Below are 22266 nucleotides of genomic sequence, written 5' to 3' on the forward strand. Positions count from 1 at the left end.
AGGTCCACTATTGTGAAGACAAATCAAAAAGGACTATAATTGCATTTAAATCAATGAATTAAGCATAAGACAAGCTTTCAAGTTATTAGGAATTTCGATTCTTCAAGTAACGTTTGAATGATGGCCAAACCATATCAATAACTGTCGCCAAGGTAATCATGCCAGATAACGACCAAAACACTGAGTTCATCTGCTCGTCTGTTAACGCCATAATCATCGCAATGGAGTACGAATTCATCAGATTCGTTAACTTCCTCATCAATATTCGATGACACCACCAGCGATTGCTTCAATGACTCTAATTTGTTCAATGATAGTTTTGGCTGTAGTAGCTCAAATTTTGACGATCGATTTTCGTAATCTGAATACCGTAAACAAATTTACAACAACGCCAACCGTGTATCAGTAACAGTAACTAATTCTCTAAAAAACCGGATACATTTATCCAACTCTTCGCGTTTGACGATATGAGCTTCGGTTCTGTCGATTTGAGCGCGATGAACAGCCTCACCTCGTTTTTTTAGCCACTTATTAAGCTGTGTTCGAGACTCATCCGCGGTTATGTAGTTAGCCCAGATCCAGGCTTCAGTAACATCAATACCAAAAAACTCTTCGAATAGCGCTTTCGTTTTCTTGGAGCCTGGATTGTTGAAGTACTTGAGGTGCTCCTCAAGCCGATTTTCTACTATTCGCCCAAGTTGAGACCCCTTAACGACTCCATACTTCGCATCAACAAGCTCTTTTGCTATGTCTTCTACATAGGTTTCCCAAGCTGTAAGAGTCATAATCAAAGTGGCTCTCTTGAGCACCTCTGGAGGTTGAGAATTGGAGTTGCATCCGTTTAACTGATCGTAACACTCTAATAATTGCTCTGCGTCTGAGATCGCGTACTCAAAATTGGCTTTCGCTTCTGACATCCCTTGTCCTAGTTATCATGACTATATGCATAAAGTGGAATTTACCATATTTAGGATTAAATCAATGATAACTAGGTTCAATAAAGTTGAGTTACTTCAATAAGCTAGTGACTTTTGGCTGCTAATCGCGCTGAAAGAAGATTGGCACCACCAACGAGCGGCTAACGCTTTAAATCAACCCACTCCGAACAGTAATGAATAGGGTCACAAATTTTGCTCATTGATGTGTAGTGAGAATTACCGATTTGTATACCGTGTACCTGTAGCCCCTGCTTCTCTCTTCGGTTGCTAATTTTCCTATTTAATCCCGAGGGAACTGGAAATTCACCATCGCTCACTAGCAAGACATCAGTTTTGTTGAGCAACCCTCGGAGTGGTAAATTTCAATCTACACTAAACTCATGCTTTGTTTGAAGTTAACTAGCTCCTGAATACTGCTAGTATGTGGATTATATATCCACTCCAAATCAAACTGCGTCTTAGACCGTTGGTACATAAAACAATCACCGATGACTAGTGAATTAAATTTGTTCCCTTTTTCTCTCTTCTCTTCAATGCTCTTCATAACGTTTTTTGGTAGTTCACCCATGATGAAATCAGAGATAACCAAAACATCTGCGTTTTCATAAAACTCCCTCTTCATTAGCTCAGTCGCATGACGGAGTGCTGGAGCAACATCTGTTCCTCCATGAAAAGAGGAACTCAAGAACTTAATCAAAGATTCCAGCCCTTTTTTACCCGTCAAATCAAAAGTCACAATAGATGTTGAGAAGTTAATTAGATAACAATTTCGGTCCTGCTTTCTAGCGACAGTAGACAAGTACAAGGCCATAGCTTTGGCTATGTGTTCAGGTGCACCGTACATTGAACCACTCGTATCTATGCATAAAATCATAGGCCCTAAATTCGAATCCTCTTCAACAGATTCATCTACGGGGATACTCTCCTCCTGATCTATTTCTGTAATGCCCTGCATTTCAAAACTCAATAGGCGTGATTCCAGATATTTAAGGTCAAAAAGAACTGATGTTTCAGGATCCGAAAGAAGTGCCAATTCAGAGGGTAGCGCATGCTCAATATCCTTCCCTTGAACCACACCTACAATCTCTTCCTTTGAATTGATATCAACAACTGGTTGTTTGAATGCTACCGACTTCAATACTGTTTCAATTTTAGTTGATGACTCAATTTGCCTTACTTTCCCTAAAAGCTCAGATACCTTTTTGGCACCTTTGTCGTTTTTGAGGTAGTCCGCCCATCTCTTTAGTGCTTCTATACTTCCACTTTTTAATTCAGCATCAGATAAATCAAGGTACATTCCTGGCTCAAGACCTAAACTCTCCAAGCTGTACATCAACTCTTCCAGCAAATTGAGCCATTCACTAATCTGTTTATAAAATTCTTCACGCATTCTGGACAGAGTTTCGAAGTACCACTCTGATACAGATTTATCCAGCTTCTTCTGCCAATCTAACAGCAGCAGACTTCTAGCTGTATCATTAGGCTTTTTCTCTAACAACTCTTTGTGCCAAAAGGAAGAATCAACGTGATATTTAGCCTTCTGACAAAATGAGATATAGTTTTTTAGTAATCCATTAACATCGAGATTATTCATCCATATTTTCAGATTCGCTTGATCATCGGAAAAAGGGTTGTCCACTTCTAATGACCGTTCAACACCTACTTTCCAAGCACTAACTTTGGCTTCTACCTTAGATGACAGCGCATCTAAATTACCCAACAATACACTTCTTTCACTTGTGAGTTCTTTCAGCAGATTATCTGATTGCTTATGGATAAGTTCTACTGGCATAGAGCCTCCAGACGTTCACAGTCTTTAATTCGTATTTTGAGTTTATCTATTTGAGAAAGAACACCTTTCAAGGCGACATCTGTATCTGCGCTTGTAGTAAACGGACTATGCAGCTCCACTTTATATACACGCAGTTTATCTTCTGTCTCTTTAAGAATTTTTTTTAGCTGTCCTCTAAGATTACCAACTGAACCTGAAAGAGATTTAATCAGCCTCTCATTTACATCACTTCTTTTATCTCCTTTGTGGAAAAGAATAGAAGGGGTGAATTCAAAGTCGTTATATCGATTTCCATAATGTCTATTGCTATATGATAGTGTACAAGATCCCTGCTCATCGAATTCACATGTAACTTCTTTTATGTCATTTCCCGATATGTCGACAGGATGAAAAGAAATATTACTTTTAAATTTATTAAAAGGAATATGAACCGTTTTCTGCTTAATTTCCGGATTACCATAAGAATATGAATTATGCTCTCTGAATTTTGCTACTACTTTAAAATATTCCTCATTACCTAATGAAATTACGTCATATACATCGTCCTTATAGAAAAGTTCCTTAGTGATCTCTTTCTCTAAGCTATCTTTACTATTATCAAGAGCAGCCAAATTGATATCACCAGCAATTCCACATGACTCGATAGCGTCCATCACGATCTCTTCGGTACAAACCCTGTTTTCTGGAGAAGTCCATAAACAATGCTTTAGAAGTATTGTATCGGTCAGGTTTGTATAATTACGCTCGTTGAAAAACGCAGATGCTTTCAACAAAATTGCAGCTTTCTGCCAACGTCGATCCGAAACATACAGACCTAACTCTTCATTTTTTTCACTGATCTCATTACGTATATATTTGATAACAAGCAAAGTGTCTTTACTCAGCTCAACGTTATGTATCGCTTCATTCCACTGACTAAGCTCTGAAAGAGATACTCTAAGCTCCTCATCAACATTAGGCTCACTAGTCGAAGGCTTCGCGTTAAGCAACAAATTAAAATTATCTTCAAGTACAATTGGCGGAACCATTAAACGAGTAATAAATCGGTCATAAAGAGCATCTAGCCCTTGGTTTTCTTGAGGCACTTCATTCGAGGCACCAATAACCGAACGAATAGGTGCCTTGATAACTTCACTGCCATTCTTGAAAACATGTTCATTAATTAAGGTGAGCAGAGTGTTTAAAATCGCTGGGCTGGATTTCCAAATTTCATCAAGAAATGCAAACTCTGCGTCAGGAAGATAACCTTCCGTCTTACGGACATACTTATCCTGTTTGAGTTCTTGAATTGACACAGGCCCAAATACTTCTTCAGGTGTTGTAAACCGATTCATCAAATGTTCATAATACTTTGGTGACTCAAATGCACATGCTAACCTTCTGGAAATTAGGCTTTTGGCAGTTCCCGGAGGACCGAATAGGAAAGTATTCTGTCCACTAAGCGTGCTCAATAATGATACAGAAAGAATATGCTCTCTCTCATGTAACCCTTCACCGATCTGCTCCAATAGTTGAGTTATACGTTTTTTTACTTCTGGCTGAGCGGCTACTCTTATATTTTTGCTGTCTTTGCTTGTTTGGTATTCTTTACTTTTCACATTCATACTACTAACCAACTCTTTCCTTGTTAAATTTAAAATCTGAACGATCTATTAAGCACTTAAGTTTATTGCTACAGCCGTTGTTACGAGCCTGTTCCCCGCATTTTTTGCTGCGATTGAAAAACCTATGATTGCCAAGGCAAATACCCACAAAGACTGATAACTTACCTCTGAAAAATACTCGCCCAAGAATTGCTTCGCGACCAGCAGCGCAAAGGCACTGACAAAAGATACAGCAGCTGCATCCCTGTATAATAAGTAAGCTCTGTGAGTTGAAGCCACTTCGTCCTGCTTATTGGATGGACGATAAAACTCTTTGTACCAATAACTGTTCTGCTCGCTATTATTTTGCTTCAAAAGTTCAAACTCGGACACGCGAGCCTTTAGGAGTGCAGTGTCAATACGTCGATCTCTCTCTGATAACTGAATAAAGCGATGCCCTGGTAACACATTGTTCCATCGCCAAAATACCAAGACGTTCTTGAGGTCAGGAGGCATGAGGTGGCTAAGCCACCCCGAAACCGCACCTATTGCTAACATCGCACCACTCGTGTCTTTTAGCATCTCGACATAACTGATATCAAAAGCACTTTGATTTACGAGTGATACCACTGCAAACTGAAGTACCATCAATACTGAGAGCGGGACAATGTTATTGGCTTTCATCGAGATCCCCATCATTATGCCACCTCTTCTTCATAATCGAAGTGATATGGCTCAGGGTTCATACTATTCCACCCATCACGCCCAGGCGCATTATAATGATGACGAATTCCAGAACCTCTCGTCGCTAGTGCGTTAACACCTCGGTGAGTGAAAGCATTCATCACAGCTTTCCGTGGGTGCTTAGGTTCACCATTTTTAGCCGTAGAAGCAATTGCCGTGATGTTTCGTGAAACACCTTGGCTAATAGGCTCCCCGACTAAACGATTTAGAACGGTCGTCCCAATATTGCGCTTACTTCCATGATGGGGGATCTGCATAAATCGAAGGTCTGCTCCACTTGTACACTGATCTATTTGATCTGCCGCGTGTTCCAGAGCCTGAATGCCTGCGTCCCCAGTAAAAACAGAGCGTCTTCCTTCGACGACTAATTGGGTGATCACACTCGAGTTGTTTTTTGCCGATGTTACCCCTTCATCATCAATCTGGTCTTCACCCCAAGTGGCAAAGAAACGACGAATAGATGCAGCCGTTTTTTCAAAAAAGCTTTCTAAAGCATTTGTTGCAGTGGCTTTTTCAGGCATGCCATCAAAGTCAGGAATGAGGGATTCGTAGTATTCGACAGAAGGGCCGAGAACCTTAATACCACCGCCTGTGTCCGTTAAACCAGTAAAAGGTTCACGTACACTTACCCCTTTCGATTCAGCCAAACTAACCAGTGACCATGCTTTTTCGAGGTTTTGCTTAAAACGTTCCCCTAAGCTGCTGTCCGTTACGCGTCCATCTTTGAATTTATCAGCAAGCCCTTGGTTGTGTAGCCAAGGCTGATGAATCCAAAGCTCTTGTACTTCGAGTTCATTAAGGACCATTTCCAAACCGTTAATGTGGTCTTGATCAGCATGAGTATTAATGACCAAGTCCACTTTAGAAGTGCCAAAACAAGTGGTGATGTGATCAATAATCTTTGAACTTGTGCTTTGAAAGCCACCATCAATCACAACCACCGTTTGCTCGTCACGTGGACCGTGTAGATTCCCGTAGCGAAGTGCGATCGCATCACCACTCTTAGACTCTTCACCAACACCTAAAAAATCAATTTCGTAACCCATAACTTTTTCCTTTTTCTATGAAAGTTAAGAGTTACTGATCAACTAGCATGCCAAGATTTAAGTCATTGTTTTTATTGCATATAACCTTTAACCCATAAAAATATAAAGTAAATAATATTACCATTAGTTATTTATTTTACTATTGCTTATTGGTGCATAAAAAACCGCCACCCTATGGATGGCGGTTTCAAGTCGCTAGCTATATTGCCAAATCGAAGCACTTATTTGCGAGTTGCCATTGCCATGAAGTTTCAAACTAAAGCAAGCTTGTCGTTATTAACGTTGGCCAATCTGCACTGTTATTAACGCTTGCCTTTTTTTGCACTTCGAGCATTCTTTTAACTTGATCGAGACAATCTCTTTCAAAGTCGAATCGGTGCAAGCCATGCATTAACTCCAGCCACCAGTACCCAAAGCCTTGGTCTAAAGTTATCTGGACTGTGTTACCTGACTCAAAGCTAATGGTTAATACCCTTCTATGTTGAATTGTCTTTTTGCCCTCAACGATATTTATCTTAGTTGTTCTACCAGTAGCATTCTCTAACCAAGCCTGAAAAATCTGTCTAAAGTCTGCTTTGTAGTCCCAATCGTGACTGATAAATGCTGGCGGTCTTCCGTTCTTTTCATCAAAACAGGTATCTACCAACACCTCACAATCATGATGTCCACAAACCAAGCCCTTTATTGCTTCAGATACCAGCATTACGGCTGACGGGCTTTGCAAGTAACGGTCTGAATAATGCACATTTTTTATAACATCACTCGATAGCAGTTCCTTCACACGGCTATCACTATCACACACCAGTTGCTTAAATCGCCCACCTAATTGAGTCAGCGTTCCATTCAGCTCTTTGAGAGCTTCTATCTGGATAGCCCCAACTTGAGACAAGTTCTCTGGTTCTACTTCGATAGTGTATGGAATTACCGAAAGTTCCGGTTCAACAGTTGAGATGACAGAGATATCGTCAGACATTAGCCATTCAATACCAGGTATTCGCGCACTATCCTCTAGGTTAGCTAAAGAAAAACAGCCGACATCAGTTTGCGCTTGAAATACCATCAGACCAGTATCGTCCTTGGTAAGGTATAGTGACGCGCCTATATTGTTGATGTTCTCCAAGAATAATTTTATGTCGTCTGGATAATCGACGTCTGGAACAACAAATGACACATCAATATTATTACTCAACATTTCGTAAACTCGAGATTTGAGCAAGTTTACTGACGTATCCCAACGTTCTATATTGCTTGATAAAACAAACTTCACTTCGCTAACCTGGCCAGCAACCACGGATGTAAGCTGCTCCTTAATGCTCAAAGGGCAATATTCAGCTTCAGTTAGCAATCGTTGATACTTCGATGGTAAATTTAAATGGTGTGTAAAATTATCGCCCAACCATTTGAGCGCAATCTGTCTGTTTAATTTGTCGGTGTCGTGTCTTGAATCCGACTCTAGTAAACAATCCGGACAAAATGCATCACAAGCCTTGGGGCATTCAAGCTCTCGTAACATTTGACGCAATACTTGAGTAATGTGATGTGATGTGGATGTAGCAAAACCAGCTCCACCACTTACACTATCAAACAACTGTAAAACCATCGCATGCTGACTTTCACCAACAACCGCTGGGCGTACACTGTATTCAACTTCATTGACTGAGATGCCTAAAGTCTTTACCAGTGCTTTTCGTAACGCTACAACAAGTGATGTTGCAATGACCCTACCTTCATCACTATCAGGGATATATTCTCCAGTGTCAGGGTGCTTTAAAACTAACTCGAACACATCAGTTTGTGAATGAACTCCAAGATGAATGCTTTCTAATACTCTTCCTGAGCCATCACAATCCCCGTGCCGATCATTTTCATCTTTGGCAAACTTACTTGGCCGCGGTGGCTTATGTGTACGTTCAAGGTTTAGCGCTTTTGGTAGCTCTCCCGTTGATGTCATAGATTCAGCCCGCCCACAAGCCATGCACAGTGCAAATCCAGTCCCACTCATTCCCGAGCTATAATGAAACACTTTACCTTGATGATCAGTAATCATATAACCTAATTCAGAGACAGGTAAAGGTACAGGAACCCCCTTAGCACTTACCCAAGCAGGTTGCACTGGAACATAGGTTTGATGCGCAATGTTGTTAGTCGGCTCAATATAATAATCAGTCACAAAACCAGTGGGTTGGATAACTTTTTTCCTGTACTCATTATCTATAGGGATAACTTTTCCACACATTACATTACTGCACGTTAATGACTCGAGGTTAACTTGTTTATTCAGATTAGACTCATACCCTGTCTGACCACAGTGAGGACAACGCCATGCAAGATCAAATTTCTGGACATCTCTTGAGCCTTCAACATGAACATTTTGCCAATTCAAAGAAATTCCAGCAGAACGATGAACTCTACCGTCAATGACGATTTCCGAACCTGGTGCATATTCCCGAATAGCTACAGACAAGTTTCGAGAAGGGAGGCCACGGTTAATTGACACGTTGTCTTCACGCTCAAGCTTATTCTTGTTCTTTTTGAATTTTTTCTCACGAATATAATCAGCTACGTTGTCCGTATCTATACTTACAACATCGGTAGGGAAGCCATAACCGGGTAGAAATGCTTTTGTTGCCAAGTCCCTTAGCAGATACTCTCTACATAAGCGAGACTTCTCGTTGTCGAGCTTATGAGCATATGGGCCATTTGGAGCCGTATCATTAAGCTCTGTCTGAATATATTTATATTCCCCAACCCACTTTTCACTGAGTTCTAGAATTTTTTTAGCAGTCTGCTTTACTAAAATGTCAGGCGACACTCCCGACAGAGCAGTCCCCTTAACTAACTTTTTGACACCATCAAGATATGAATTTTCAAGACTCATAACCCAAAGAGCAAAACGTTCCGCAACTGACTTAACCCCAATGTCAGGTAGATAAAACCATTCAAGATTCAGGTTAATCTTCTCTTTATCTGTTGGGCCTATAACATCGACCAGATAGCGTCCTAATAAGTAGGAGTTCACATGACGCTGCACAAGTTTCTTAGAACTAAATTCAACATGCGGTGCAGGGATGGATGTGGTGAATGCCCATTTAGGGTTATTAAAGACTAATGTGTCATGAGGATTATTCTTGCATATCGTATAGCTGAGAGCTCTAGACTCTTTTGAACGGCCAGCACGCCCCGCTCGTTGAAGAAAGTTAGCCGGATGCGGTGGCACATTATTCATTACAACAGCAGTAATACCACCAATATCAACCCCCATTTCCATAGTTGTTGAGCAGTTGAGAACGTTCTTCCTACCACTCTTGAACTTCTCTTCGTAGTCTGCCAAGCGCTCTGCCGATTGCTGCGCCGAATGTTCAGCAGTTGCGTAATAAAAACCACCTTCCACGGTTCTATCGTTGATATCCGTCCATACATTCTGCTCTCTAAGTGAACGAATTTCCTGCGATTCCTCAATATCAGCACGTATTGATTGGAGCGACTCGTCATACCCTCGATCGCTACCTTCAAACTTCCAAATTGGAGGAAGGTTAACGCGAGTACACTGATAGTCTGAATAGTTACCATTCGCTGGAATGTATGGTGTTAAGCCTCTAAAGGTTGTATCCAACACCTTATTTGTAACTGGGCAAATAAACCCTTCAGTTAACAAAGCAAAACTAACTTCTCTCAAATCAAGGCTATATTGTTTGTCTGAAGTTGAATCTCTAAGAATTTGCAATTTGGTTAACGTCTTCCAAGCATCCTGCAACCACCCGTTAATTAACTGCTCTCCTTCCGTTTTTTCTATATCGATACCCGTTGCTACACGCAACAGCGTGATCAATCTTTGTTGAATTTTTCTACCTTTATTTATCTGAGGCCACTTCTTAATGCGGCTCTCTTCTTCTTCTTTTGAATCTGGAGCTATGAGGGTTTTCGGTGCAAAGTGCATCCCGATCCAACGTCCCCACTCCCTATCTATGTTCACGTATGTATTTTCACGAACAAAGAAGTCAAGGCAGACTTTTAGGTAGTCTTTCCAGTCAGACAGAGTCAAACCACCTTTCTCTTTCCATTGCTCCGGAGCTTTACTTAGTTTTTCAACTTCTGGATAAACAAACCTTATCAATCCTTGTGTTTCAAGGTTGTTTTTAAACTTCGGTCTCCTAGCAAGTTCTCTTGTCAATAACATGTTAGCGAGCTTTAAAGAGCCAGTGGTTACGTCAAACACCTCAGGAGACAGTCTCTTATTCTCTGTCAAAATTGAGTTCTGTAAATCCTTATCCATGCTAATTCTATCGGCTAATTCCTTCCAAGAAATCGCTTTTGGAGAATACCTTGACGCTCCTTTCTCGAGTGCTGAAAGGTATTGAATTAGCGCTTCAGCAACTTGTGGTTTCCTCTTCCCTGCAATAAGGATAAATTCTTCGATATCCTCAACCGTTGAATCCTCGATATATGGACGAACGATATCTAACAACTCATCATCGATCGCAAGTTCCTCTTCAACGTGCTTCCTTAACTCCTTGAAAACTAAACCGCGTAGTCGAGAACGTTCCGCTTCCTGCTGCATTTGAACTGACATTTTCGCAGTGCCCTGGCGGCTGTCAGTAAAAGTAATAAGGCGACGACCTCGCCCTGGAGCATCTAATGGTCCGTAGCCAGTGTCTTTATCTTTTTCGATATCGGGGCAATACTCCAAAACGGTTGGTACAGCGGTTGTTGTATAAAATGGAGCTCCTAATAAGCCTCGTCGTAATGCTTTAGCATGTTGTCCTCTACCTGAGAATCCACATTTGCTACACTGCTCTCCGTCATCGAGATATTTAGCTAACCGTATACTGCCCGACTTAACACTCGCTTCTTTGCCATCGTGGTCATAAATAGTTTCAAAAAACATATTTTCTTGGTTTTCAGTAGCTGAGAGAACCAGCATACTATCGCTAGCTTTAAGAGCGCTATATTGGTCTGTTCTTTCCTCATCTATGTGTTTTTCTCCCTCTTCTAAGAGAGAAAACTCATCACTTACCTTACCTGTCCATTGAGTAAGTACCCCGCTCTTATCTACACCTAACAAGTGCGGTTCATTACACTCGCTACAAAATGACAGCTCTAGTACCGGCGCACCACAGTCACATTTCTGTCTTTGCTCACTAAGCACCTGACCAAACTGCCAATCTCGATTGAGATGGGTGCCTGACTTTTCAGAGCAATTGGGGTCAATACAAGCCCAAAGTCCGTTTAAAGTTCGTTGAAAGTAATGAGCTCTCAATTTAAGGAAGGGTTGTGCATTTCTATCGTATGACTCTTTCGTTCCAGTGCATATATCTAACCAACGATACAATTCATTCTCGGTCAAATTGATTGGACTTAAACTACTGGCTAACTCAGAAAAGAGTAGCGGACTAGAGTCGTTGGTCGTAAACGCAGATCTTATCCTTTTCGCTATTTCAGATTCACATAACGCTCGATAGCGACTTGCCGAAACATAAGGGTCTTGGACATCTTTTTTGTTTTCAGGCAACTCTCCGTCAGGGTCAATGCTCTCTAGGACTGAGATATCTTTGTTATTAAATGGGTAATCAGGAAGTTTCGGTACTGCTCGCTTACCACCAATAACATCAACTTGAGCCTCACTTACACCAGCAAGCTCAGCTAAATACGTTCTAAGTTGTGATTCAGCCTCTGATCCAGCGATTGTTGCCGATGTAGCCACAAAACGTACATTTTCCGGTTCTACTTCAAACGCCTGCATTACCCTGCGAAGTTGCAACGCAAGTTCAGCAGCTTGAGAACCCACGTAAGTATGCGCTTCATCTAAAACAATCCACCTTAATTTTCCTTTCGATTGTTCGATAATAGGAGCATCAGCTTGTCTCACCAACATATACTCAAGCATTGTTCCATTCGTGACCAAAATTGGAGCTGGGTTATCGCGCATTAGATTACGTGACAACACTTCTTGTGGCTGCTTGATCTGTATTTGACTCTGGCTAGCGCTTGGGTCATTGGGAGTATTGCCATTAAACAAGCAAAAGCGGATATCACCTTCAAAATGTTGCGTCCAAGCGTTTAGACGCTCTTTCTGTGAATTGATTAATGCATTTAAAGGGTAAAGGAATAGCGCTCTTACGCCTTTTAGTGCTTTCCCCTCGGTTTTTACTTCCCGCACCAAGTCTTCAAGGACAGGAACCATAAAACACTCGGTTTTCCCCGAACCTGTACCACTGGTAATAATTCTAGATTTAGGCTCTGGGTTGAGTAAGTCTCGCCATGCCGCAAGCTGGTGCTTGAATGGAGACCACTTAGCTTTAAATGCATACCTTCCGTTAATATCATCGTCTAATGCTGTTACTAGCTCCTTTGAAAGCAGTCCTTCTGAGACCAGATCGCTCATTTGAACTTTACTTTCTTCCCAGGCAAAGGTTTGCTCAAAAACAGGGCCATGAACAAAGGGCTCAACTGTTTCAAATCGTTCGCTTAGGTGGTTACGCAATGAGGGGTTGCTGATACCGAGAACACTCAATGTTGACTCTTTCGCACGATTGTTTGCTTGTTGTTTTAATGTTGAAAAATAGCCTTTCATTTTCTCTCACCAGCCATAATACAAAGTAATAATTTATACATAGGAACAAACCACTGACGGTCAAACTCAATGAGCTGGCGAAGAAAAAACTCATTCGCAGGCTCATCGCTAATACCAATTTCGGAAAGCGTTGTTTTTTGTAAAACCAGAGCTGATGCATACAATGGAAAGTACAACACCGCCTTTTGAAAACCTTTACCATCGGGGATAGAAAATGTCACAAGGTCTTGGTAATGGTCGAGACACCACTCTTCTATATCGTTTGAAAACATCGTCGGCCAGCGTCGGTCACTAGTGTGTAAGCTTCTAACTTCCGATACTGAATGAGCCGAGAAGTACTGTAGTACGCCTCTGAGATTCTCTTGAGGGATAATTGCTTTATCAAGAACCAAATGTCTGCAATCAGATTCGAAAACAGGGCATATTTGCGATATATCGTCTAGCTTCTGGTTAATTAGCTTCGTGACAATCCTTTCTGGGTAACCGTCATCACGAATTCCTTGAATGAAATTTTGAGAAACGCGCTTCCAAGCAACGATCGGTATTAGTTCCCACATTACGTTGAACTCAGACTGCAACCTACTCATCAAAGGAATAGGGTTGTCAAACCGAAATGCCAGTGCTGCCAATACGTCCTGCCTTTTTACTACTGACTTCCAGATTTCAAACGTTGCTAGCGGCAAATAGCCAAATCTTGTTTCAAGGTCAGTAAGAAATGTCCACCCACTATGGTCAAAATCCACAACCATTTGCCCCAACACTTCGTCTATAGCATTCGGATTGACATGACAAACTGTTGCGGCTTTCTGTAAGCTTCGGACATCGTTTCGGTTCTCAGTATTCTTACTTCCGGGAACAAATCTAGCTCGAAATGCTACTTCAGAATCAGTTGATGGTACGATTAGAGATGGATTTTCAGGAGACGAAGAAAGCTCAAAAATACCAGTAGCTACACCTTGAGACTCTCTTTGGGTCAATGGTTTGGGATGAACCGCTGGATTCGTAAGATCAATTAGCACTGGTTTAATCTTACCAAAATCCTTAATCGTCCCTTCAAACTTGATGCATGAGTTTTCAAATTGAGTCATAGTAGAATAGCGTCCAATCTGAAATTGCACGGTCTTACATGCCCCGCTTATCTCAAGTCTGACTAGGTCATCCAGATTCCCATTTGTAGCCAATAGTTCTCTTACATTATGTCTAATTTCATACAAACTGATTTCTAATGGCTGATCCTGAACCTTATATTCCCATAAGTAGTAAGCCTGTCGAGAACTGTTAGGAGAGCTAAGTTCAATCTTATAGCTACACTGCTTACCCAGCCTAGGAAACAACATAAGCCGACTACCTAGCAAGTCCGCCACTGTCAGTAACTGGGGTAGTTTGTTACTATCCTTGTCGTAAGCTAACACACCAGTTGAAGGGAAAGGCACACTTACCACAACCGGAGCAGCCATTAAATTGGTCGTAACTTCTAATAAAAGCTCGCGAGGAGGCATGCCTACAGCTGATATGATCTCTAGGCATTTACCATACGCTGTTGAACGAGCGACGACATCAACTCCTGCATTCAATACCTTAACGGTAAATCGGTTCATACAATGGAGTTCAATGTTCCCCCTGTCTGCGTTTTCGGAGGAGATTAGCCTGATATCAAATGACTTGGGCAAAATCGCCAGTCTCTTTTGAAAGAGGGTATGACCTTTAGTGGACTTTACTTTTATACTTTGTAAACCAAAAATGCTTGCCTTATGTCCCCCACCCACGGGCTCACCTGCCACTACAACCTGAGAGCAAATGTCCTGCGTAGTAATTTTGGGTAACCCCAGATAAACTGGCTGGCCTTTTTCGGTACTAAACGGAAGTATTTTTCCATCTATTCTGACATCATCATACTGAGTGTTGTTCGCTGAGGTCTTTATCAGGTAACGATCTATTTCAAGCCCATTATCCACAGAGACTTTCAACGTACCGCTAAATGTACCTACGGTATAACCATAGTCTGTCTTGATATTTGCATCTTTAGCTTCTGATTCATCTAGTACCGCATTTGGTGGACATAACACGGTCAACGACTCCGCTCGAGTACTAATGCTACCTGTACCAACGAACATCATTTTTTCATCGATGCAACATAGTACTACCGGTACCTCACCAATCATTATTTCCGAATTAGATATTTCTTCTCTATGAAGTAACTTACCTGCCTGAAGTACAATTAGGTACAGCGTTTGTTTTGGGTCAACTCGATTGAAACGACAAAACGTGGACCTTAAAACGACGCTACACTTGCCAGTATCACTATGAATATGACCAACACCAACTTCTGCAAGTGGCGTACTACCTTCATAAATAAATAGCTCTACACGACTAGTCACCGTATCTTCACGCCTAAAAGGCATATCTACTATTTTGGCGAGTTTGATCTGGGTGACAAACTGGCATTCTGATGTATTAGCGAGCCATTGCTGGCATGTAATCCTCTTATCTGCTTGTTTTTTATTTCGATGTTGTTGTGATGCAGATGAAAGCAAACCAGACAAAAATTCGTTACCAGCATTGCCGTCCAATGGGATCGGAAACACTTCACGCCAACCGCCAGCGTTATCATCCAGATATGCAGCCGGATTGTTCTGTTCATCCAAATCGTAGTCTTCAGTTAGACGTAATAACAACTCGGTCATTCGAGTAATTAAGTTAACTGTGGTCTCTTGTTTAAATGCCTCGGGTAAAGAGTCCATACACTCGGTCACTAACTCTACGGGCGAATATCCAAAGTCTTTTGCATCTTCGTAAGACTTTAATATGCGTTTGAATATTGCCTGAAAGCGGCTACCCTCACTGGCAAGAAGCCCATAAGGAAGACCGCCCTCTTTAAATAAAGAACCAAGATAGCTGTTTCTCTCGTCTTGATATTGGCTAATAGGACGTCCCCAGTACGCTTTTAACCCACGCTCAACGACATTCTGCCTACTATTAGCATCGAGTTCATAGCCTAATGACTCCCAAATCCCAAACCAAGTCCAGCCCCCCATGTAAACGCGACGATACCATTCTGAACAAAAAATTGAGAAAGCAGCGCACCAATTTTTGCTTGATTGGGGTTTACCAATCCGTCTTAGAATACTGCGCAACTGGATATATTCTGATTCTGTAACGTGATATTGGTACAGTGGTTGTCCATTTGGTAACGACAGCTCATTTCTATGTAAAAGTCTCGTCAACCATTCTTCGATAGTGATAGGCAATATCGAATTACTTGTTGTATTGATACGCCCCTCCACAGGAGGAATATTCAAATCCATTTTTTTACCCAGCCTTTGCATTGAAATGGAAGTTTTATGTTTTTATTGTGTATTCACATGATATCAATAAAAACAACGCTCTCTAACGTTCCACGTCACGCATTTGTATGTTACTTGTCACATAACAACCAATAAATCTAAATGCGTGCGGTATCGATAGATAGCTTTTGATTGGAAAGCTAAAACAAGTTACATGCCAAAACTTATCTCGTTGTATTTATTGAAATTCGTGTAAGGCCACGTAGAAATATAGTAAGAAAAGTTACCATTAGTAATTAGTGTTACATTAAGAGAGCCAAATGGAGTATGTTAAGACATCATTAGCGCCTAAACGGAACCACATTACTCTTGTCACTAGAAGGTGGATTTGTTCCTATGATTTGCTGGATGTATTCAAGCAAACGCTCGATTGGAATGAAGAGCTGTTTCTTGTTGTTGACCTTGGTGCTTTTGGTTTGGCAATTGATGTAGTTAGAAATCTCAAACGCCAGTGGCTGGTTTAAGCGATCGAGGTTTCGATCGTCTAAGGTTTGAGTGACCCATTGGGCAGCGTCGGCTATATGGCCGTTAATACTCAGGTCGGTGTTTTTTATCCAGTGTGGCGTAAACTCAATGTCATTGAGCTTGGATAGCAGTGTGGCGTGGTCGTAATGGCTGATTAAGCCGCTCGCTTCAAAAGCTTCCACAAAAGCAAATTGCCACTCTATTTTTAACCGCTCAGCGAGTTCGTCGGGTGTGAAAATCATTCGATTGAGCGAAAAAAATAGATAAAACGGCTGTTGGCTTCACAAACGATTAAGGTTTTCTCTACGGATCTGTAACGGTTTTCAATCAGGTGCACCTGCCAGTTCATAGTCGCAACATCTGAGCTCAGTTTATTGACTCCGGCTTGTTTACCAGTTTCCGTTGACAAACGTGGGAAATCAGCTTTCAGCCATTTGTTGAGTGCATTGGTCGCACTGAGTTGAAGTTGCATAAAGACATCCTAAGCTACTCGAAGCAATATTCACTTGAGCCCGCCAAATGTATCGCATCAAGTAGCAGGCTCCAATTGTTCATTAAGGGTGGGAAGACCAAACATCTCTCACTAGCTTAAAGTCTTCATATTGAAAAGAAGTATTGTAAGACATAGATTTCGCTTGTAGTAAGCTTTTAGACATCGGGAGTATATCCATGAGTTCTTGACGTTGATCTCTATCGTTCGGCTCTTCAAAACCACCATCGTAGATCAACCCTCCTTTACTGGTAAAAAGCCCCCTCGCATGCAAAAATCTAGATCCTTCATCATCAGCACAATACCAATATAAATTGATATTGTCTGGCATTGTTCCTTTGAAGCTTTCTAGAGCTTTTCGCGTAACCTGCCATGATGGTTTTCCATCTTCTTCAGAAAATATATGGAAATCTACTGAAGCTTTTTTACATAGCTTCATTATTTCAAGTAGTGTTTTTCGATAACCAGGTCTGGTGAAACAGATATACGGGTCGTAAATAGTTACCTTTTCTGCACCAAGTAAAAGTGCTTTTGCTGCTTTAGCAAGAGACACCGCAGTTCGAGGAAATTGCGAAGTATAGGAAAAATCATCATCAGCCAGATCAACAAAAGAACTTACGAACACAGGTATAGAATTGAGTGACTGCTCAACCACTCGATGAAATGGCTCGTTCCCATGGCTCATCGTTGCTGCATTAATCCAGCCTGCCCCTTCGAATGCTCGATTAAAAGCTACCGTTTTATTATCCTTGAACGCTCGAAGTCTTTCTGTAGCACGATCTAAAGTATCGCCTTGATGAGTTCTTCTCAATTGGTCTGAAACTTCCCTAAACCAAGCCTTAGGAAAACCAGATAATACTGCGCCGCGATCAAATCCAAGCCTTGCATCCAGCAATGCCAAATCAGCTAAGGAGTTGACTTCTGTAGGCGCTACCGCAAACTCCAAATGCAACATCAGAATAGCTCCTCTCTTCTTTCTTCGAAGAAGCCATTTGGCCACGGTGCATCAAACTCACCCTCGTCAGTTGTTTTGATTGGAATTAAACGAGTTTTACCTTCGGACTGCTCGCAGAAAACTATCTGTACATCACTTTTCTTACAACCAAATGGCTCGTATTCGATCTCTTCATCTGCGGTTTGGCGGCGCCGCTTTAACAACCTCAATAGCAAATGTTCGCTGTGAGTCTCAACCAAGAACATACGGTCAGAATTTATCTTAGTTGCCTCTAGCATCATATCCCCCAAAGCCAACTGCCACTTGGGGTGAATATGCAATTCTGGTTGCTCGCACGACACGATAAGATCTCGCTCAAGTGAGGTAGCAACTACGAATGGGAAGACTTGTGATACGCCAACACCGACACTTGATGGCAGTAAAGGAATATCAGTATGGGAGTCTATTAGAATAACCGATTTTTCACTCAGACTTGCTTCGCCGTAATCTGGAGCCTCAAAGCGGTAATTAGTGCCGAAGAACTGGCTACTAGTAAACTTTTTATTAGTTTCGGTTTTTACCCTTTCACTCGAAAAGGCGAAAGTCTCCCAGCCAGCTGTACCATCATACCAACGCTGAGTGCTCGTATTTTTGTTCAAGACAGTTGCGCGTGTTGGCACAATACGTAGCGGACCAATATGGAGCAACTCCTCAAGTTTTCTAACTAGTATCTTAAGTGGTGCAAACGCAGCCTGTGATAAGGCAGCTTCGGCGAACAACCGTGCTGCCAGTGGGTGGTCTTCAAAAACAACAGACCAATCAAAAGGAGCATTAGATAGGTCAAGCCTCTTGTAAATATTCGGCAACGCATCTTGACTATTAATAGAGACGCCTTCCCACTGACCAGAATCAAAAATATTCTCGGTTTCGAATGATTCATCTACCTCCCAATGTGGAAGTGGCTGATAGTGAGTAATTTGGCAATCCGGTCGACCTGCTTGAGCGGTTGTTTTGAAATACTCAATACCGTGGCTTTTACATACATATCGGCTAATGAACGCACGTTTTTTGGTATGGTCCCAATTAATATCTAACTCGAAAGATAAAACGTCAGTGTCTGAATCAGGTGTGAAGAATAATGTATTCTCTAGTAACCAACGCTCGGACTCTGATAAGTAATCATCCCAAATATCCGTTGTACCATCTCTAAAATCTAGAGTTGCACCTAGGGTGATAACGCCATTTAAGTCTTTACCATGAACAATATTTTGGAAACCACCAAAGTAGAGTGACTCCCCAGCGATTGAACTGTATTGTGCATCAAAATTACGTTTTGCGACCACTTCATACAGATACAGCAGTGCATGTAATACTGTGCTTTTACCAGTACTGTTGGCGCCAAAGAATAACGTGATAGGCGCGAGTGGGATCGTGGCTTTATTCTTAATACCTTTAAATCCACCAACGGTAAGTGATGTTATTTTCATTTTTACCTAACCTTTGATCAAAAAAGAGGCATCCGAAGATACCTCTGTAACTTATAGTTGGCCTGAGAAGGCTTTTTGGGACAATGAGTTAAATTGGATATTGGATTGGTTATGAAAGAAATCACTTTGAGCTAGCATTTTTAAATACTTGTTGAAAAAATCCACAAAGTCCATTTGTTTTCTTTCTGGAGCAATAGGAAACTCTATATTACCTAATGTTCCTTTGCTCAACATACCTTTCATCGAGTTGGTAGAGCTATCTTGAATTTTTTGTTTGGAAACCAACATTAATGCGTATAGGTATTCCGTGGTAATAGAGTCTTTTGGAACGAGTGCATTAATCTGTTGGTTAAAAGAGACTCGTCTATCGGCAATCGCGATGTTACCAATACAACTTAAACTCCCTGCAATACAAGTCATGAGAACCGCTCCAGAGTTGACAGCCCGACCTTTTAATAATCCCGACTCAGAAAGTGACTCTTCAGCTGAGGTCAAAAAGTGAGATGGTGTATTGATGTTATCTGACTTTATCCATTCAATTTCATCACCGTAATTTTCAGGTTCTTTTCTTGAAGGTGTATTACCAGTCACGATTCCTACGACATCACGCAATGGTTTAACCTCCCACCCCTTCGGATTCGTCACCGGATCACCAAACATATCCAAAAACACGCTGCGTAAAAACTCATCGGCAAGGTCAATGGCTTGTTTGCGTTTCTGGCGAATGGCATCGGCTTTATCCAAAATGGCAGCGATGCGTTTTTGTTCTTCTAGTGGTGGAAGTGGGATTTCTATTTGTTTTAAAAATGGAGTTCCTACGCGTTTTTGACCAGCAGCACCAGCCATGGCATTTGTTCCTAAAAACCTAAAAGCATCGCTCCAAAGTAAGTAGAACAAGTATGTAGGATCTAACTTCTCCAAATCGGCTCGCACTACATGAAACTCTGTAGATCCAAAACCTACTTGGTGTTTAATTTGGTAAGGTCTTAGACTCTTACCATTCTCAAAACAAGGCGTGATCTTAGCTAAAAGCACATCACCACGTTCGAAATAGGTGAAGCCCTTTTTGGTATCTTTAAGAACTTTGGGCTCTTCCCCCAAAAGTACCCCCTCTTCAGAAGCCGATGCCATCGCAACAAATGAAACAATCTGGTCTTCATCAATATCTTTAGGACACCTAGGGTTTACTTCCGCTACCTCAGTCAGTTTAACTAAAGGCCAACTCATAGCATCGACTCCAATTCATTTAAGTCTGCCAAAATCTCGTTTTCTACCGCTTTAAGTTTGCCTAAAATCACTTTCGGTTCTTCGTAGGTCTCGGGCTTATAGTGCTTTTTCTGATATCTGTTGATCGACAGGTCATATTTGTTCGACTTGATATCACCTTTCGCAACCAAGAACGCTTTTTGGGTTTTGTCTGTCCATTGTGCGGTTGACTCACCTGCCATAACCGCCGCTTGGTAAGCTTTGTACTGCTTGACCAAATCAGGCAGATCGTTGTCTTTGATTGGGATACGCTTATCATCCAGCGACTTACCATCGGCCTGCACATCGTAGAACCAAACATTATCGGTGCTGCCACCTTTGGTGAAAATTAGAATGGCGGTAGAAACGCCCGCATAAGGCTTAAATACACCACTTGGTAGCGAGATCACCGCTTCCAACTGGTTATCTTCTACTAGGTGTTTACGCAGCGTTTGGTGCGCTTTAGAGCTACCAAATAACACACCATCAGGGACGATGGTGGCAGTGCGGCCGCCCACTTTCAGCATGCGTTGGATCAGTGCCACAAACAGCAGTTCGGTCTTTTTGGTTTTAACCACTTTTAGAATCGCTGGGTCGACATCTTCTTCATCTAAGCTGCCCTTAAACGGCGGGTTCGCTAGAATGATATCAAAACCGTTTTTCGCCTCATCAGGATAACGCTCTATGAAGCTTTGGCTTAGGGTGTCTTGGTAGTGAATGTCTGGCTGTTTTACACCGTGCATCACCAAGTTCATTGCTGCCACGCGCAGCATGGTAGAGTCAAAGTCAAAGCCGTGGAACATGTCGTAATCAATATGAGCACGGTTTTCTAGCAAATCACCTGCGTATAAATGATTAAACACAGGGTTGCCGTGTACATCTAAAACAGGCTTACCTTCAGTGTCAAAGGCTTGCTCTTTCTCTACACCTTCAGGCGACGAATACTTTTCTAGCAGGTATTCGTAGGTCGAAGATAAGAAGCCGCCAGTACCACAGGCCGGGTCACACACTCGGTGCGTTTCTTCTACATCGAGCATTTCAATCATGGCGCGAATAATATGGCGCGGGGTACGGAACTGGCCGTTGATCCCTGCGGTGGTCAGTTTAGACAGCAAGTACTCGTACAAGTCACCTTTTACATCTTTGTTTTCTAGCGGCAGTTCACTCACCAACTCAACCGCTTTCACCAATAGCGATTGTTTTTGGATAATTAGCTGCGCATCTTTCATAAACTCAGCAAACAAGGTGTCGTCACTGGTGAGCTCTTTGAAGAATGGGAACAATTCATCTTTTACCAGTGGGTAAAGCTGCTCTGCGCCAAGATGACGGAAGTTTTCCCAACGGATGTGCTGTTTATCCTTCTCTTTATCTTTACTGATTGGAAAGCGGCGATTAAATGGCTTGCCCGTTCGTGCGCTACGTTTTTCGTCGTTACGCTCGTTCATGTCTAGCATGCGGGCGTACATCAAATAGGTAATTTGCTCAACTACGGTTAACGGGTTGGTGATCCCGCCCGTCCAAAATTCTTCCCATAGTTTGTCAATTTGGCTCTTCAATGCGCCTGATGTAATCATTATCTATTCTCTATATTCTTTTATGGCAATTGACGCTGGCAGTTCGACTATTT

The 22266-nt window shown here is 41.8% G+C and carries 14 protein-coding genes; all 14 read right to left on the reverse strand.

The annotated features are described in order from the left end of the window. Positions 1-85: 85 nt before the first annotated feature. Entirely contained in the window at positions 86-238 is a 153-nt protein-coding gene (locus tag R7R24_RS22435; RefSeq protein ID WP_176721018.1) for a hypothetical protein, read from the reverse strand. 142 nt (positions 239-380) lie between these two features. Next, positions 381-917 (reverse strand): HEPN domain-containing protein, encoded by a 537-nt coding sequence (locus R7R24_RS22440; RefSeq protein WP_069501037.1) that lies wholly within the window; start codon positions 915-917, stop codon positions 381-383. A gap of 388 nt (positions 918-1305) precedes the next feature. Continuing rightward, entirely contained in the window at positions 1306-2730 is a 1425-nt protein-coding gene (locus R7R24_RS22445) for a VWA domain-containing protein (RefSeq protein WP_318119628.1), read from the reverse strand. Continuing rightward, the gene (locus tag R7R24_RS22450) at positions 2721-4334 is read right to left on the reverse strand and encodes an AAA family ATPase (RefSeq protein ID WP_180701475.1); all 1614 of its coding nucleotides are present in this window, start codon (positions 4332-4334) and stop codon (positions 2721-2723) included. The genes R7R24_RS22445 and R7R24_RS22450 overlap by 10 nt, the downstream gene beginning before the upstream one ends. A 48-nt stretch (positions 4335-4382) precedes the next feature. Continuing rightward, entirely contained in the window at positions 4383-4997 is a 615-nt protein-coding gene (locus R7R24_RS22455) for a hypothetical protein (protein ID WP_239073761.1), read from the reverse strand. A gap of 14 nt (positions 4998-5011) precedes the next feature. Beyond that, the gene (locus tag R7R24_RS22460; protein WP_069501041.1) at positions 5012-6103 is read right to left on the reverse strand and encodes a ComEC/Rec2 family competence protein; all 1092 of its coding nucleotides are present in this window, start codon (positions 6101-6103) and stop codon (positions 5012-5014) included. Positions 6104-6359: 256 nt separating this feature from the next. Continuing rightward, complete coding sequence (locus tag R7R24_RS22465) at positions 6360-12674, reverse strand: DEAD/DEAH box helicase (RefSeq protein WP_140147251.1); 6315 nt, start codon at positions 12672-12674, stop codon at positions 6360-6362. After that, the gene (locus R7R24_RS22470; protein ID WP_318119631.1) at positions 12671-15979 is read right to left on the reverse strand and encodes an STY4851/ECs_5259 family protein; all 3309 of its coding nucleotides are present in this window, start codon (positions 15977-15979) and stop codon (positions 12671-12673) included. The genes R7R24_RS22465 and R7R24_RS22470 overlap by 4 nt, the downstream gene beginning before the upstream one ends. A 320-nt stretch (positions 15980-16299) precedes the next feature. Then, entirely contained in the window at positions 16300-16725 is a 426-nt protein-coding gene (locus tag R7R24_RS22475; protein ID WP_318119632.1) for a hypothetical protein, read from the reverse strand. Next, positions 16722-16955 (reverse strand): hypothetical protein, encoded by a 234-nt coding sequence (locus R7R24_RS22480; RefSeq protein WP_318119633.1) that lies wholly within the window; start codon positions 16953-16955, stop codon positions 16722-16724. The genes R7R24_RS22475 and R7R24_RS22480 overlap by 4 nt, the downstream gene beginning before the upstream one ends. Before the next feature lie 82 nt (positions 16956-17037). Further along, on the reverse strand, positions 17038-17928 hold the full coding sequence (locus R7R24_RS22485; RefSeq protein ID WP_318119634.1) for a hypothetical protein: 891 nt from the start codon (positions 17926-17928) through the stop codon (positions 17038-17040). Further along, the gene (locus R7R24_RS22490) at positions 17928-19394 is read right to left on the reverse strand and encodes an AAA family ATPase (RefSeq protein ID WP_318119635.1); all 1467 of its coding nucleotides are present in this window, start codon (positions 19392-19394) and stop codon (positions 17928-17930) included. Before R7R24_RS22490 ends, R7R24_RS22485 begins: the two co-directional genes overlap by 1 nt. A gap of 51 nt (positions 19395-19445) precedes the next feature. Beyond that, positions 19446-20621 (reverse strand): restriction endonuclease subunit S, encoded by a 1176-nt coding sequence (locus R7R24_RS22495; protein ID WP_318119636.1) that lies wholly within the window; start codon positions 20619-20621, stop codon positions 19446-19448. After that, entirely contained in the window at positions 20618-22213 is a 1596-nt protein-coding gene (locus R7R24_RS22500; protein ID WP_318119638.1) for a class I SAM-dependent DNA methyltransferase, read from the reverse strand. Before R7R24_RS22500 ends, R7R24_RS22495 begins: the two co-directional genes overlap by 4 nt. Positions 22214-22266: the final 53 nt, after the last annotated feature.

The sequence above is a fragment of the Vibrio sp. 704 genome (genome assembly GCF_033339295.1).